The sequence below is a fragment of the Mesorhizobium sp. L48C026A00 genome, from assembly GCF_000502375.1.
GTDB classification, from domain to species: domain Bacteria; phylum Pseudomonadota; class Alphaproteobacteria; order Rhizobiales; family Rhizobiaceae; genus Mesorhizobium; species Mesorhizobium muleiense.
The window spans coordinates 1-14,648 of record NZ_AYWU01000024.1 but is presented as its reverse complement, the minus strand read 5'-3'; the positions used below and the strand labels follow the sequence as shown (position 1 = coordinate 14,648).

Here is a 14,648-nt window from a genome sequence, read left to right as displayed (position 1 = left end):
GAGCTTTGGGCAAAGCTGAACATCAAACACTTTCAAATCTGGGGGCAAGTTATGGACAATATGGTTCAATTTCTGATCTGGGTCGGCATCGTTCTCTTCGTGATCGCGGTGATCGGCTTTGTGCTCGGGCGGCTCTACCAGCGCGCCGAACGTGACGAGGCCTTCGTGCGTATCGGCGTCGGCGGCCGCAGAGTGGTCAAAGACGGCGGCGCGCTGATCCTGCCCATCTTGCATGCGCTGGCGAAGGTCAAGCTCAACACCGTCAAGCTGGTGGTCGACCGCCGCCGCGAGGACGCCTTCATCACCTCTGACCGCATGCGCGTCGACATCCGTGCCGAGTTTTACGTACGCGTCGACGGCACGGATGACGGCATCGGCCTCGCTGCGCAGACACTGGGCGACCGTGTCAACGACCCGAAGGCAATCCAGGATCTGGTGGAAGCCAAGCTGGTCGACGCGCTGCGCTCCGTCGCCGCGCGCAACACGCTCGATCAGCTGCATGAGAATCGCTCGGACTTCGTTAAGGCGGTGCAGGACGCAGTCGAGACCGATCTGCGCTCGAACGGGCTGGAGCTGGAATCGGTGTCGTTGACGGGCCTCGACCAGACGCCGCGTGAGTTCTTCAACGAAACCAACGCCTTCGACGCCGTCGGTTTGGCCAAGCTGACAACCATCACCGAACAGCGCCGCAAGGAGCGCAACGAGGTGACGCGGAAGACCGAAGTGGCGATTGCCGAGCAGGACCTGAACGCCTCGCGCGAAAAGTACGCGTTGAAGCGGCAAGAGGAAGAGGCGCGGCTGGAGCAGGAGCGCGACGTAGTCTCCAAGCAGGCCTCCACCCGCTCCGAAATGGCCAAGGCCGAGGAAGCGGCGAAGCTCGCCGAACAGGCCGCCCAGATCGCGCGCGAACGCGAGATCGCCGAGCATGCGGCGGAAGCGCAGCGCGCCAAGGAAGAGGCGCGCATCAACTCTGAGCGCGAGGTTGAATTGTCGCGCCAGAATATGGCGGTGGCCATCGCCAAGAAGAGCCAGGAAACCAGCCAGGCTGAAGCCAAGGCCCGCGAGGCCGAGGCGCTGACGGTTGCGGCTGAAGAAAAGGTGCAGACGGCGCGAGAACGCGAAATCGCCGACCGTGCCAGGCAGATCGCCGTTCTGCAAGCACAGGAAGCGGCGGAATCTGAGGCTGTGTCGGTGACAGTTGGCGCGAGCGCCGAAAAGGCAGCGGCGGAAGACCGCGCCGAGGCGGCGCTGGTAGAAGCCCGCGCGGCGGCGGAAGCGATGAAGGTCCGCGCCGAAGGCGTGATCGCGGAAGGCGAGGCGGAGGCCGCGACCATCCGCGCGACGAACGTAGCGCGCAACCTGCTCTCCGACCGGCTGATCCAGCTTGAACTGACGCAGGCGCGGATCACCATGCTGCCGGAAGCATTAAAGGCGCTGATGGAGCCGGCGAGCCGTATCGATAGCATCCGCGTGTTCGACACGGCGGGATTTTCGGGCGGTCGCTCGGGCGGCGAAGGCGGGCGTTCGGGCCCGGGCGATCTGGCCGATCAGTTGCTGAAGTTCACCGGCAACAAGTCTCTGATCGACGCGCTCCTGAAGGAAGCCGGCATCGCCGGCGCCGGTGGCTCTCTGAAGGATCTGGTCTCGACGCGGCCGCGGGAAACGGATGCTGACGGGGCCGGTCTGTTCGAGGAGGCAGACGGGGCGGACGACGAGCTGGTCGCTCCCCTGCCGGGGATACCGAGGGCCTGAACTGCCCGAGCGCTGATTTGATCGGGCCTGGAACAATCCACGCCCGATCTATTTGCCAGCCAGGATCGCGTTTATGTCAGGCAGGCCGCCTTGCCGCCACCGTGCTGCCCACCGGCGAAGGCGCCGGCGCTGCTGTCGACGTGGGATGGCCGCGCGGGCGCGGCACCCTGATGGCTCATGGCTGGCTTGAAGCAGCGATCACGGGATAGTCGGTATAGCCGGCGGAGCCGCCGCCATAGAGCGTCGCCTGATCGAACACGGCCAGCGGCGCGCGCGTCTGCAGCCGTTCCACAAGATCGGGATTGGCGATGAACGGTCGCCCGAAGGCGAACAGGTCCGCCTTGCCGTCGGCAAGCCGCGACCCCGCGAGTTCAAGGTCATAGCCGTTATTGGCGATATAGGTGTTGTTGAAGCGCCGGCGGAGTGATCCGAAGTCGAACGGCGCGACATCGCGCGATCCGCCCGTGGCGCCCTCGACGACATGGATGTAGACGATGCCCAAAGCATCGAGTTGATCGACGATATAGTCAAACTGCGCCTGGGGAGCGCTGCTCGAGACGCCGTTGGCGGGCGAGATGGGCGAAATCCGGATGCCGGTGCGCTCAGCGCCGATCTCCTCGACCACCGCAGTCGCAACCTCCAGCATCAGCCGGGCGCGGTTCTCGACCGATCCGCCATAAGCATCCGTGCGGAGGTTCGCGCCGTCCTTGGCGAATTGGTCCAGCAGATAGCCGTTGGCGCCGTGAATCTCGACGCCATCGAAGCCGGCCTCGATGGCGTTCGCAGCTGCTTTGCGGAAATCCTCCACGATGCCCGGCAATTCATCCAGTTCGAGTGCGCGGGGCTCCGAAACGTCGACAAAGCCGTTGCCGACGAAGGTCTTGGTCGCGGCCCGGATCGCCGAGGGCGCGACGGGGGCGGCGCCGTTCTCCTGCAGATCGACGTGCGAGACGCGACCGACATGCCAGAGCTGCAGGAAAATCCGCCCGCTCTTGGCGTGCACGGCGTCGGTGACCTTGCGCCAGCCGCCGATCTGCGCCTGGGTGTAGATGCCGGGCGTGTCCTGGTAGCCCTGTCCCTGCTGCGAGATCTGCGTGGCCTCGGAAATCAGCAGGCCGGCCGACGCGCGCTGGCCGTAATACTGCGCGGCGAGATCGCCTGGAACGAAGCCCGGGCCAGCGCGATTGCGCGTCAGCGGCGCCATGACGATACGATTGGAGAGGGTCAGCGAGCCGAGAGTATAGGGCTCAAACAGCGTTGTGCTTGTCATAGGTCACCTTTGTTTGTCCCCGCCGCGGCGGGTCGTCTATCGAAACGGGATCGTTGGTGCTCAGGCGACCGTGCGGTACCGCTCGGCGGGATGTTCGTTCCGATAGTTCGGAAGCATGGCCTGGCGTGCGGCCTGAAGCGCGTCCCACTGCCCGGCATCGGGTAGCGGCGGGATGGTCACCAGCTCGCGGCGGTCGAAGCCGACCAGCGCCGCATCCACCAGATCGTCGACCTCCATCACGTTGGAAAGCGTGTTGACGTCGGCGCCGACATGTCCCCAGATCTCCGTTCGCGTCGTGGCGGGAAGCACGGCCTGGACGTAGACACCCTTCGGCGCGAGCTCGAGGCTGAGTCCCTGCGACAAAAACAGCACGAAGGCTTTGGTTGCGCCGTAGACCGTCATGCCGAACTCCGGCGCCAGGCCGACCACGGAGCCGATGTTGACGATCGCACCTTCGCCGGCCGCCGCAAGACGCGGGGCAATGGCGCTGGCAAGCCGCAGAAGCGCGGTCGTATTGAGCGCAACCAGCCGCGCTACGTCATCGGTGCTCTGCTCGATAAAACTTCCGCCGATGGCCGTTCCGGCATTGTTGAGGAGAATTCCGATGCTGGCGTCCTCGCGCAGCCTCGTCTCCACCGCTGCAAGCTCGGCAGGCTGCGTAAGATCCGCCTGGATGATATCGATCGCCACGCCGTTTTCCTGACTTAGACGGGCCGCCAAGGCCTCCATTCGTGCCTTGTCACGGGCAACCAGCACGAGGTCGTGCCCGCGGCGCGCGAAGCGCTCGGCATAGGCGGCTCCGATGCCGGTGGAGGCGCCGGTTATGAGGACTGACGGAATGGTCATGGCATTGCTCTTTTCGCTGATGGACTCTATATTCATGACGATCATCATGAATGCAGGTAAATATGATACCCATCATGTAAATGTCAACGGCGCCGGCGGAGGATTTTGAAATGAAGGTCAGTCGGGAACAGATGGCGGAGAACCGCCGCCGAATTCTGGATGTTGCCAGCCGGCTGTTTCGCGACAAGGGGTTCGACGCGGTCAGCGTGGCGGAGGTGATGAAAGCCGCTGGGCTCACCCATGGCGGCTTCTATGGCCATTTCAGCTCGAAGGACGACCTGATCGCCCAAACCCTTGCCCATGTCATCGCCGCAGACTCAAGCGGAGGGGGCGACCTTCGCGCCTATGCAGATGCCTATCTTTCGCCCCGGCATCGCGACAATGCCGCCGGTGGTTGCCCGACAGCGGGCCTTGTTGCGGACATCCGCCATCAGACCCCGGCTGCACGCTCGGCCATGACCGAAGGCCTTCGCTCGCAGATCGACCGTATCGGCAAGACGCTGCCGGAGTTGGATCCGGCAGACAGACGCCGCACAGCGATCGGATGCTGGGCAGCGATGGTGGGGGCAGTGATCCTCGCCCGGGCTATCGACGATCCCGCGCTTTCGGATGAAGTTCTGGAACAGACGCGTGCCTGGATCGATACCGGGATCAGCCAGGTGTCTGCCAGATAGCCGCCAGGAGCGCCCTTGAGCAATGCGGCTACCGGGGTGGTTGGGCGGCAAGCTTGGAGAATATCGCGCCGCAGCGCGCATCAGCGGGGTTCGCGGACGGCCAAGGGGGCAGCGAGCGAGATTTCTGAACGCCTGCCCGGCAAAAGCCACTATTGCCGCTATGTCAGGCAGGCATGACGCTCACCGACACCGCCAATCAACCATCCCTAGAACCCCGCTCTGACGAAATGCGCCCGACGCCAAACAGGCGAATGCTGCTTAGAGCTGCCGGCCTTGCCGCACTGGCCGGGCTTGCCGCTTGCGCCACTGTGCTGCCCACCGGCGAAGGCGCCGGGGTCTCCGCCTCCGCCGTCGGCACGCTGGCGGGCATCCGCGCCTCAGCCGGCCTCGAACCGCTTGTTCCCGACCGTCAGCTCGAACAGGCAGCCCTGCAGCAGTCCGGCTATATGGCGCGCGGCGGCCGCATGACCCACTCGACCGGCTGGGGCAAGGGATTTGCTTTGCGCGTCAAGGGCAACGGCATTGCCGGTGCTGCCGCCGAAAACATCGCCGATGGCCGTTTCGATCAGCAGAAGCTGTTCGACATCTGGATGCATTCGGCCGGCCACCGCCGCAACATGCTCGACCCGCGCTTCACCCGCTTCGGCCTGGCCTATGTGCGGGACGGCCGCGACAGCTCGCGGCGTTACTGGAGCCTTGTCCTGGGCAAATAGCAACGCGGGCACAGGGCAATCCGCGCTGGCGGCAATGCCGCCTTGGCTGAGGAGATCATGGTCGACCCGTCAATCCATGGGTTCGCCACTGAGCATTTTCTCGATGTCAGGGGCCGAAACCGGCTCGCTGAAATGATAGCCCTGCATTTCATCGCAGTTGTTCTTGCGCAAGAAGGCCACCTGATCGTCCGTCTCGACGCCCTCGGCAATGACCCTCAGATTCAAATTTTGACCCAATGATATTACGGCGCTGGCGACAGCCTGGTCGTTTTCGTCAGCAGCGATATCGTTGATGAACGACTTGTCGATTTTCAGCCGCGCCACTGGAAAGGTCTTGAGCGCACTGAGGCTGGAGTAGCCTGTTCCGAAATCGTCGATCGAGATCTGAACGCCCAGGTTTTGCAGCTGGTTCATCGTTGCGACCGCCAGGTCGATATCCTGCATGATCAGGCTTTCGGTCACCTCCAGCTCGAGATATCTGGCCTCCAGACCGCTGACTTTCAGGGCATCGGCGACGCGGCCGATCAGGTTCTTTTCCCTGAATTGCCGCGTCGACACATTCACGCAGACGGTCATCGGCGGCAGGCCGGCATCCTGCCATGCCTTGTTCTGCCGACAGGCCTCGTGCAGGACCCAATCGCCGATCGGCACGATCAGACTTGTCTCCTCGGCCGTCGGAATGAAGGCGTTCGGTGCCATCATGCCCCGCGTCGGATGATTCCAGCGAAGCAACGCTTCGACGGCAAAGACGAGGCCCGACCGAAGGTCGACCTGCGGCTGATAAAACAGCGTGAATTCCGAACGGGCCAGGGCGTTACGCAAGTCCTCCTGAAGCACGAATTTCTCATGCGCTCTGGTGTTGAATTCGGGAGCGTAGAACTGGAAATTGTCGCGGCCGAATTCCTTGGCGCGATACATGGCCGCATCGGCATTGGCCAGCAGCGTGTCGGGGTTGGTCCCATCCTTGGGGTAGCTGGCGATGCCGATACTGGCCGTCGCCCTCAGCCGATGTGCTCCGAGCTGAACCGGCTCTGCAATCGCCGCCCGAATTGCTTGCAGGGTCTCGGAGATGAGATCGACATTCGTCGGTTGATCGAACAGAACGACGACGAATTCGTCGCCACCAAGCCGCACGACCGTATCGGTCGCCCTTACGCGCTCGACGATACGGCCGGCTACGGTCTTCAACAGCTCGTCCCCGGCATTGTGGCCAAGCGTGTCATTGACGAGTTTGAAATTGTCCAGATCGATGAACACCACCGTCACCCAGCGATCGTATCGCTGCGCGTAGAGGATCGCCTGCGAAAGCCGGTCCTCGAGCAGAGCGCGATTGGGCAGTCCGGTCAGCACATCATGGTTGGCCATGAAGTGGATCCGATCTTCGGCCAGCTTGCGCTCGATGGCGATCCCGGCAATACGCGTCGTGAAATCGATGAGCCGGGTCTCGGCCGCGGTCGGCTCGCGCACGGTCGTCGAGTACATGGCAAAGGCGCCCAGCACAGCGCCCTGGTGCGACAGGATCGGGGTCGACCAGCACGAACGGTAGCCATAGGCCGCCGCCAATTCGCAGTGATCGTGCCAAAGCGGGTCGTGCATGATGTCCGCGACAATGACTGGCTCGCGCCGGTAGGCAGCGGTTCCGCAGGATCCCATTTTGGGGCCGACGGCGATCCCGTCGATGGCGCTCGTATAGGCCTTTGCCAAGCTCGGCGCGGCGCCGTGCCGCAAGTGGCTGCCATCCTTGTCGAGCAACAGGACGGAACCGAATATCCCCGTCAACTGAGACTCGGCGAGGCGCATGAGGCAGTCGAGCACATCTTCGAGCGGGGCGCTCGTCGCGATCATTTCCAGTATCTGCGCCTGCCCGTCTCGAAGGGTGTCCGCTTGCTTGCGGGCGGTGATGTCGTGGGCGATGCCGACCAGACCGAAGATATCGTTTTGAACATTGCGCAACGGCACCTTCGTCGACGAAAACCATTTGCCGGCGCCTGACGCATCGACAACGAACTCTTCCTCATCGATCATCGGCTGTCCGCTGCGCAGCACGCCTTGCTCGATGGCGCGAAACTTCTGCGCAAGGTCGGGGGCATGAAGATCGGAATCGGTCAAACCGATCATGTCACTGGTTTTGGCCTTGCCGCTGTCGGAAGCAATGGCCCTGTTGGCGACGACGAAGCGGCTTTCGGTGTCCTTCACCCACAGGTAGTCGGGCACCCAGTCGATCAGCGTTTGCAGCGAGATGCGCTCGTCGACGATCAGGCGATTGGCGGTGAGTTCCGTTATGTCCTCATGCGTGGCCACCCATCCGCCGTCAGGCATCGGCTGATGGCAGATCTGAATTGTCCGGCCGTCGGTGAGATTGGCGGTCCAGTTTCTCAAGGTCGTGCCCGAATTGACCGCTCGGGCGAATGCGAGATAAGCGTCGCTGGCCATCGCGGATGTCCCGGCAGCGATGCGGCGTTCGACGATTTCGCCCAGCGTCCGGCCGGGGCGCAAGTGTTCGGGCGCGATGCGGTAAATTTCCGCATAGCGGCGGTTGCACAGGATCAGCCGTTCAGCGGCGTCGAAAAAGCAGATGCCTTGCGAGATGTTGTCGATCGCCGTCTCGAATCGCAGCGCCTGTTGCTCGAGTGTTGCGATCGTAGCCCTGAGTTCGCGCTCGAGCGTCTCGTACGAGGAGCCCGCCAGTTTCGCCAGCGTGGCAAGCTCGGTCGATTCGGGCGCCTGGGCGGCTTGCCTCGATGATTTCGTGACCAAACACAGTTCCTCCGGTTCGGCGCCTGGCGCAAAGCAAGGAAAGCTCGCTGCAAGCTAAGCGACCGCATAGTGGTCCAGATATACTAATGGCATGTGAACCGGGTCGATGCCGACCGGGGCATGGCGCAGTTCTTGCCTTCTCCCCTTGTGGGAGAAGGTGGATCGGCGCGCAGCGCCGAGACGGTTGAGGGGTNCCCTCATCCGGCCGCTTCGCGGCCACCTTCTCCCACAAGGGGAGAAGGGGGAGCCAATCTCGTGCAGGCCCATCGCACATGATGGCCGATCCTGCCGGTGAAAATCTCGACAGGCGGTTCGGCGCGCTGCGCCGGTCCCAGAAGTCAGTCCAAAGACTCGGCATTGTGCCAGAAGCCGGCAAGTGTGCATGGCAGCCCATCATGAACGGTTGCGAATGAGCATGGTGACCACGAAGAAAGCGCCGACCGAACTGGTGATGATGCCGATCGGCAGTTCCTGCGGCGGCAGCAGCGTGCGCGCCAGAAGGTCGCTTGCCAGCAGCAGCACCGCTCCGAAGAGGGCGCAGCTTGCAATCAGGCGCAGATGCAACGGGCCGGCCAAGGGCCGGGACAGATGCGGGATCATCAGCCCGACGAAACCGATGACACCTGCGACCGAGACCAGGATCGCCGTCGAGAAGGCAGCGACGAGAAACGCCGTCCTGCGCATCCGCACAACCGGCACGCCGAGGCTTTCGGCAGCATTCTCGCCGGCCAGGAAGGCGTCGAGCTTGCGATGGTTCCACAGGCCATAGGCAAGAATGGTGCCCGCGCCAAGAGCAGCCAGCCCGACATTGTCCCATCGCGCCAGGCCGAGCCCGCCCATCGTCCAGAACAATACCGAGTGAGCGGCGCGCTGGTCTCCGGCGAAGACGAGATAGTTGGTCAGGGCGACGAACATGAACGAGACGGCAAGCCCGGCCAGTATCAGCCGTTCGGGGCCTTGCCCCCTCACCCGCGAAACCAGCAAAAGCACGATGCCGGCGGCCAATATGCCGCCGGTGAAGGCGGCAACCGGCAACGTCCAGATGCCGAAACGGTCGCCAAAAATGGTGATGACGGAAACAGCGCCGGCCGCGGCACCGGAGGACAGGCCGAACAGGAACGGATCGGCGATGTCGTTTCGGGTTACCGTCTGCAGCAGCGCGCCGATGACGCCCAGCCCGGCGCCGACACAGATCGCCATGATGGTGCGCGGCAGCCTGAGATCGACGACAATCTTGGCAACCGGGATATTGCCGAGCGAGCCGGGCACGAGGTCTCCGTCCAGCCCGGCCGCATGTCCGAGCGCAGCAATCACGTCGCTCAACGCTATGACCGTCGATCCATAGGCGATCGACAGCAGAGCAAGCGCGGCGATTGCTGCCGCTCCTGCTGCCATGGCCATTTCGAATGCCCTGTGGCGCAAGCTCAGAAGGCTTCCGGGTGTATCGCGCTGGCGATCTTGCCGATCGCCTCGATGTTAGCAGGTCCGGGCGTCAGCTCGGCATAGCGCAGCGCGACGAAGCGCTCGTTCCTGACCGCATCGGTCTCCTTCATTGCCGGATGGACTTTGAGGAAGTCGAGCAGTTTCCTGTAACCGCCGCCGTCCTGGTAGTCGAGCAGGATCAGGAACTGCGGATTGCGGGAAGCGACCGTTTCCCAGTCCGTGTTGCCCCAGCTCGTCTGCATGTCGGCCATGATGTTGTCGCCGCCGGCAGCGGCGATCATGGCGCTGGGGATCGCGAACTTGCCTGATGTGAAGGGTTTGTCTTCGCCGGAGTCGTAGAGAAACACCCGCGTCCGCTCGCGGTCGCCGACCTTTGCCGTGATATCGGCGAGTTGCGCTTTCCAGCCTGAAACGAGTTTTTCCGCCTTGGCTTGCTTGCCGAAAATCCTGCCCAGCTTTTCGATGTCGCCGTAGAGCAGGTCCATCGAGGCGGCGGGGCGGTTGTTGTCGAGATGGACGCAGCTTTCCGTCAGCACCAGCGTCTTGACGCCGTGCGGCGCCAGCGTATCTGGCGTTACGTCGCCGCCCGGCTTCATGCCGTAATACCAGCCGGCGAAGAAGAAATCGGGCTCGACCGCGACCAGGTTTTCGAGCGTCGGATATTTCGGCGCAAGTTCCGGGATCGCGCCCTGCTCGGCCTTGAATTCCGGACCGACCTTGTACCATCCGGTGATGCCGGTCAGGCCGCCGATCGACGGTTGCAGCCCCAGAGCGAAGGCCATCTCGGCCATGTTCATATCCTGGATGACGGCGCGCTTCGGCGCGGCGTCGAACGTCAGCGGCGTGCCGCAGCTGTCGACTGTTACCGGGAAAGCGAAGGCGGTCTGGGCAAGCAGCATAGAGGCAAAAGACAGTGCGAGGCGTTTCACGGATGTTGCTCCTTGGTTGGATCAGAAGAGGCACGGTTCGGGACTTCGAACACCGTGAGTTCGCGGTCTTCGGTCGGATGGCGCAGCCGAAGCACCTCGACGCCGAAAATCTCGCGAATCAACTGCTTGGTCAGCGCCTCGCGCGGACGGGCGAGTGCCTGCAGGCGGGCCTCGTTCATCACCGCGACCCTGGTGGCAAATGGCGTGACCAGCGACAGATCATGCAGCACCGCCACGACGGTCATGCCAAGCTGCGATACGAGTTCGAGAAGTTCGCTGCGGGCGCGCGGATCGAGATGATTGGTCGGTTCATCGAGGAACAGGATTTTCGGCTCCTGGGCGATGGCGCGCGCCAGCTGGGCGCGTTGCCGCTCACCACCCGACAGCGAGCCGATCGTGCGGCCGAGCAGCGGCAGCAGGCCGGTTCTGCGAAGCGCTTCGACGACGACGTCGCGTTGCTCGCTCCTGCGTCGCCAGCAGGCATGCGGGACCCGCCCAAGTCCGACGTAGTCGATCACGGCAAGCCGCGGATCGGGCTGATCGGTCTGGCCGACGACCGCCATGTGCAGCGCCCGCTCGGCGGCCGGAAACGTCTCCAGCCGGCGTCCGGAAAATCTCACATCTCCCGCGCTCGGACGCAGCGTGCCGCATAGCATGCGCAGCAGCGTCGTCTTGCCGGCGCCGTTGGGACCGATGATAGCGAGGCGGTCTCCCGCCGCGACCGAAAGGCTGACCGCACTGACCAGGCGCTGGCCATTCGCCGTGGCGCTCAGTTCACGCGCTTCAAGAAGAGGCTGGCAGGCGTCCAACTTACCGTCACTTTCTCAATGGCGACGGAAGGAAGCTGGACCGGCCGACAAGACCGATGTCCACGTCTCCTCCCGGCACACCCCGTCCGGTCAACTCGTGCGATGGCAGGTCTCCTGGCTCGCGGGTCCTTGCGCCATCCTGCCTTCCCAGCCTTGCCGGCCAGTGGCATTTTCGGATTTTGCTCGCCGCTTACAGTTGCGGGGGCAGCCACGGCCTCGATCCGAAGATCTCACCGTGTTCCCTTTTCACCCCTCGCCTTTCGGCTTGGGGACCATCAGTCAGCCCCCCTAGTTTTCCGCCAATCCCAGCGCAATAAGTTTCCGGGGTTCGGAGTGCCCCGCGAGCAATGGTCTTGTCAGAACGAGCATACCGAATCTCGTAATGTAATAACGTTACTACTTAAAAGACAACGCCTGCTCCCGTCAAGCCCTTCGCCCAACGCCTTGGACTTGCCGACCACCGTCGCATTGCGCGGTGCGCAATTTCGATCAAACTGCCTCCACCAGGAAGCGATACCATGACCTGGCCAATGCGGAGTCCCACAGCAAGGAGCCATATGAACCCGACCGAGAAAGCGCTGTGGTTCGTCGAAAGCCATCTGCCGGAGGCCATCTCGCTCGACGATGTCGCCAACAGCAGCGGCGTGTCGCGCTTTCACGTGACGCGGGCTTTCGGTGCGGCGACCGGACGTTCGGTGATGGGCTACCTGCGTTCTCGCCGGCTGACCGAGGCGGCGCGCAGGCTCGCCGCCGGCGCACCGGACATCCTCTCGGTCGCGCTCGACGCCGGCTATGCCTCGCATGAGGCTTTCACCCGTGCCTTCCGCGACCAGTTCGGCACCACGCCGGAACTGGTGCGCGCGCAAGGCTCGCTCAAAAACCTCGATCTCGTGGAGCCGATCCTGATGGACCAGTCCTTCCTCGCCAATCTCGAGCCGCCGCGTTTCGAAACCAGCCGGCCGTTCCTCATCGCCGGTCTCGGCGAGCGCTACAGCTGCGAAACCAGCGCCGGCATTCCGATGCAGTGGCAGCGGTTCGGCCCCTATGTCGGCAACATTCCAGGCGAGGTCGGCGACATCGCCTATGGCGTCTGCGTCAACGGCGACGATGCAGGCAATTTCGACTATATCGCCGGCGTCGAGGTGTCCGATTTTTCGGACCTGCCGAAGGGGTTTTCGCGCGTACGCGTGCCGGCGCAGAAATACGCCGTGTTCGCCCATCGTGACCACATCTCGACCATCCGCCGCACGGTCAACACGATCTGGAACAAATGGCTGCCGGCCTCCGGGCACAAGATTGCCGACGCGCCCGAATTCGAGCGCTACGGCCCCGAATTCGATCCGCGCAGCGGCAATGGCGGGCTGGAAATCTGGATACCGGTCGGGTGAGGAACGGCCAGTTTTCAACTTGTGTTGGAGACTAGTGTCGAGGCGCTCCGCCTTATCTTGCCTTCTCCCCTTGTCCCACAAGGGGAGAGGGGAAAGACGCTACAAGTCCAAATTCCAGTTCTGGCCGACCAGATCCTTGCCGAAGGCGTGGTGGCGTTCCTGATTGGCCAGCTTGAACCCGGACGCCTCGTAGATGCGACGCGCTGAGGTGAGCACGTCGTTGGTCCACAGCGTCAATTTCTTGTAGCCCTTGGCACGGGCAAAGCCGATGCATTCCTCGACCAGCCGCCTGCCGATGCCGAGACCGCGCGCCGAGGGTTCGACATAGAGCAGGCGCAGCTTCGCCACCGCGTCCGACTGGCGCACGAGAAAGACCGAGCCGACGGCTTCCCCTTCCCGCTCGGCGATCCAGCTGCGTTCCCATTTCGGATCGTAGGATTTGACGAAGGCGCCGAGGATTTCGGCGACCAGCGCCTCATAAGTTTCGTCCCAGCCATATTCCTGCGCGTAGAGCAGGCCCTGGCGATGGATGATCCAGCCGATGTCGCCGACCTGCAAAGACCGCAGCATGTAAGGGACCCTGGGCTCTGCACTCTCGCCCAGCAGGCGCTGCACCGTCTGCATCGCCTTGACCAGCCTGTCCTGTTCCGGTGCGGAAAGCCGGTCGAGCAGGGCCGCGACCTGATCGTGCGAACCCTGGTTCAGCGGCGCGAACGCCGCTCTTCCCGCCGGCGTCAGCGCAATCGACGAGCGCCTAGCATCGGCTTGCGTCGCCACGCGCTCGACCAGACCACGCTCCTCGAATTTTTTCAGCAACCGGCTGAGATAGCCGGGGTCGAGCCCGAGATCGCGCGCAAGATCGGTGGCGGTCAGGCCATCGCGATGCGCCAGTTCATAGAGCACCCGAGCCTCGGTCAGCGAGAAGGCGCTTTTCAGCAGCCCTTCATCGAGCAGCCCGATCTGGCGGGTGTAGAAGCGGTTGAAGCCCCGCACCGCATCGATCCGCTCCCTGCCGGGTTGATGATGAATCGTCATGGCATCCTCCTGCCAGCACAAGATCAACCACTTAGTTGACTTAGTCAAGTATCAGTTCGAAGCAGGCTGCGGCTGTCGATCAGCTCACTCAGCGCCTTGACTCTCGCCAGCCACCGGCTTATCTCACCGCCACGTTAGCACTCGCCATTGGTGAGTGCTAAGCGTAGGTCCGGCGCCGCCGGGCTTATAGGTTTGTCCGGCGCCGCCGGACGGAGGAACTATTCTCACCATTCTCACCGAGGAATAAAAAATGGCAAAGTCGAAGTTCCGCCCGCTTCATGACCGCGTGGTCGTACGCCGGGTTGAATCCGAATCCAAGACTGCCGGCGGGATCATCATCCCCGACACGGCGAAGGAAAAGCCGCAGGAAGGCGAGATCATCGCCGTTGGTTCCGGCGCCCGCGACGAAGCCGGCAAGCTCGTCCCGCTGGACGTCAAGGCCGGCGATCGCATCCTGTTCGGCAAGTGGTCGGGCACCGAAGTCAAGCTCAATGGCGAAGACCTTCTGATCATGAAGGAATCCGACATCATGGGCATCATCGGCTGAATATCGGCCTCACCNGCTCAATGGCGAAGACCTTCTGATCATGAAGGAATCCGACATCATGGGCATCATCGGCTGAATATCGGCCTCACCATCACTTAAATCCCAGGGCTCAATTCAAGCCCCTGCCAGGAGCTAAAAATGGCTGCCAAAGACGTAAAATTTTCTCGCGATGCCCGTGAGCGCATGCTGCGCGGCGTCAACATCCTCGCCGACGCGGTGAAGGTCACGCTCGGCCCCAAGGGCCGCAACGTGGTCATCGACAAGTCGTTCGGCGCCCCGCGCATCACCAAGGACGGCGTCACCGTCGCCAAGGAAATCGAGCTTGANCAGATGGTCCGCGAAGTTGCTTCGAAGACCAACGACATCGCCGGCGACGGCACCACGACCGCGACCGTTCTGGCGCAGTCGATCGTCCAGGAAGGCCACAAGGCGGTTGCCGCCGGCATGAACCCGATGGACCTGAAGCGCGGCATCGACCTCGCGGT

At 63.2% G+C, this 14,648-nt stretch carries 13 protein-coding genes and 1 riboswitch; of the genes, 6 read left to right on the top strand and 7 right to left on the bottom strand.

Annotated features, from left to right (window positions below):
- The first annotated feature begins 51 nt into the window (after positions 1 to 51).
- The gene (locus tag X738_RS71860) at positions 52 to 1,752 is read left to right on the top strand and encodes a flotillin family protein (protein ID WP_084833859.1); all 1,701 of its coding nucleotides are present in this window, start codon (positions 52 to 54) and stop codon (positions 1,750 to 1,752) included.
- A 175-nt stretch (positions 1,753 to 1,927) separates the two neighbouring features.
- On the opposite strand, the gene X738_RS71855 is transcribed toward X738_RS71860, so the two are convergent.
- Entirely contained in the window at positions 1,928 to 3,022 is a 1,095-nt protein-coding gene (locus X738_RS71855) for an alkene reductase (protein WP_023802253.1), read from the bottom strand.
- Positions 3,023 to 3,082: 60 nt separating this feature from the next.
- Positions 3,083 to 3,904, bottom strand: coding sequence for an SDR family NAD(P)-dependent oxidoreductase (locus X738_RS71850; RefSeq protein ID WP_245277788.1), 822 nt, complete (start codon positions 3,902 to 3,904; stop codon positions 3,083 to 3,085).
- A gap of 74 nt (positions 3,905 to 3,978) precedes the next feature.
- Between X738_RS71850 and X738_RS71845 the strand changes: the two genes are divergently transcribed.
- A complete protein-coding gene (locus X738_RS71845; protein WP_023802251.1) occupies positions 3,979 to 4,542 on the top strand; it encodes a TetR/AcrR family transcriptional regulator in 564 nt (187 codons plus the stop codon).
- Positions 4,543 to 4,769: 227 nt separating this feature from the next.
- On the top strand, positions 4,770 to 5,255 hold the full coding sequence (locus X738_RS71840; RefSeq protein ID WP_156942684.1) for a CAP domain-containing protein: 486 nt from the start codon (positions 4,770 to 4,772) through the stop codon (positions 5,253 to 5,255).
- Between the two features lie 69 nt (positions 5,256 to 5,324).
- On the opposite strand, the gene X738_RS71835 is transcribed toward X738_RS71840, so the two are convergent.
- From X738_RS71835 to X738_RS71820, 4 genes are all read right to left on the bottom strand, one after another.
- Positions 5,325 to 8,012 (bottom strand): EAL domain-containing protein, encoded by a 2,688-nt coding sequence (locus X738_RS71835; RefSeq protein ID WP_023802249.1) that lies wholly within the window; start codon positions 8,010 to 8,012, stop codon positions 5,325 to 5,327.
- A 393-nt stretch (positions 8,013 to 8,405) separates the two neighbouring features.
- A complete protein-coding gene (locus X738_RS71830; protein ID WP_084833862.1) occupies positions 8,406 to 9,407 on the bottom strand; it encodes a FecCD family ABC transporter permease in 1,002 nt (333 codons plus the stop codon).
- Between the two features lie 29 nt (positions 9,408 to 9,436).
- Entirely contained in the window at positions 9,437 to 10,384 is a 948-nt protein-coding gene (locus tag X738_RS71825) for an ABC transporter substrate-binding protein (protein ID WP_023802246.1), read from the bottom strand.
- Positions 10,381 to 11,193: an ABC transporter ATP-binding protein gene (locus X738_RS71820; protein ID WP_023802245.1), complete on the bottom strand. Its 813-nt coding sequence runs from the start codon at positions 11,191 to 11,193 to the stop codon at positions 10,381 to 10,383. The genes X738_RS71825 and X738_RS71820 overlap by 4 nt, the downstream gene beginning before the upstream one ends.
- A gap of 87 nt (positions 11,194 to 11,280) precedes the next feature.
- A riboswitch (cobalamin riboswitch) is annotated at positions 11,281 to 11,485 on the bottom strand.
- Positions 11,486 to 11,750: 265 nt separating this feature from the next.
- Between X738_RS71820 and X738_RS71815 the strand changes: the two genes are divergently transcribed.
- Complete coding sequence (locus tag X738_RS71815) at positions 11,751 to 12,581, top strand: AraC family transcriptional regulator (RefSeq protein WP_023802244.1); 831 nt, start codon at positions 11,751 to 11,753, stop codon at positions 12,579 to 12,581.
- Positions 12,582 to 12,680: 99 nt separating this feature from the next.
- Here X738_RS71815 and X738_RS71810 read toward each other — a convergent pair whose 3' ends face one another.
- Positions 12,681 to 13,616 carry a bifunctional helix-turn-helix transcriptional regulator/GNAT family N-acetyltransferase gene (locus X738_RS71810; protein WP_023802243.1) on the bottom strand — a complete coding sequence of 312 codons (936 nt, stop codon included), beginning with the start codon at positions 13,614 to 13,616 and terminating at the stop codon, positions 12,681 to 12,683.
- 250 nt (positions 13,617 to 13,866) lie between these two features.
- Here X738_RS71810 and groES point away from each other — a divergent pair, with 250 nt between their 5' ends.
- Both groES and X738_RS0143290 read left to right on the top strand, forming a co-directional pair.
- On the top strand, positions 13,867 to 14,163 hold the full coding sequence (gene groES / locus X738_RS71805; RefSeq protein ID WP_006203049.1) for a co-chaperone GroES: 297 nt from the start codon (positions 13,867 to 13,869) through the stop codon (positions 14,161 to 14,163).
- 138 nt (positions 14,164 to 14,301) lie between these two features.
- The coding region (locus X738_RS0143290; protein ID WP_031256185.1) for a TCP-1/cpn60 chaperonin family protein at positions 14,302 to 14,648 on the top strand (347 nt) is incomplete at its 3' end.

Excerpts from the sequence above, each read along its gene's own strand:
- X738_RS71845 (WP_023802251.1), top strand. The coding sequence starts at position 3,979 with ATGAAGGTCAGTCGGGAACAGATGGCGGAGAACCGCCGCCGAATTCTG.
- X738_RS71815 (WP_023802244.1), top strand. The coding sequence starts at position 11,751 with ATGAACCCGACCGAGAAAGCGCTGTGGTTCGTCGAAAGCCATCTGCCG.
- X738_RS71850 (WP_245277788.1), bottom strand. The coding sequence starts at position 3,904 with ATGAATATAGAGTCCATCAGCGAAAAGAGCAATGCCATGACCATTCCG.
- X738_RS71810 (WP_023802243.1), bottom strand. The coding sequence starts at position 13,616 with ATGACGATTCATCATCAACCCGGCAGGGAGCGGATCGATGCGGTGCGG.
- X738_RS71855 (WP_023802253.1), bottom strand. The coding sequence starts at position 3,022 with ATGACAAGCACAACGCTGTTTGAGCCCTATACTCTCGGCTCGCTGACC.
- X738_RS71860 (WP_084833859.1), top strand. The coding sequence starts at position 52 with ATGGACAATATGGTTCAATTTCTGATCTGGGTCGGCATCGTTCTCTTC.
- groES (WP_006203049.1), top strand. The coding sequence starts at position 13,867 with ATGGCAAAGTCGAAGTTCCGCCCGCTTCATGACCGCGTGGTCGTACGC.
- X738_RS71830 (WP_084833862.1), bottom strand. The coding sequence starts at position 9,407 with ATGGCAGCAGGAGCGGCAGCAATCGCCGCGCTTGCTCTGCTGTCGATC.
- X738_RS71840 (WP_156942684.1), top strand. The coding sequence starts at position 4,770 with ATGCGCCCGACGCCAAACAGGCGAATGCTGCTTAGAGCTGCCGGCCTT.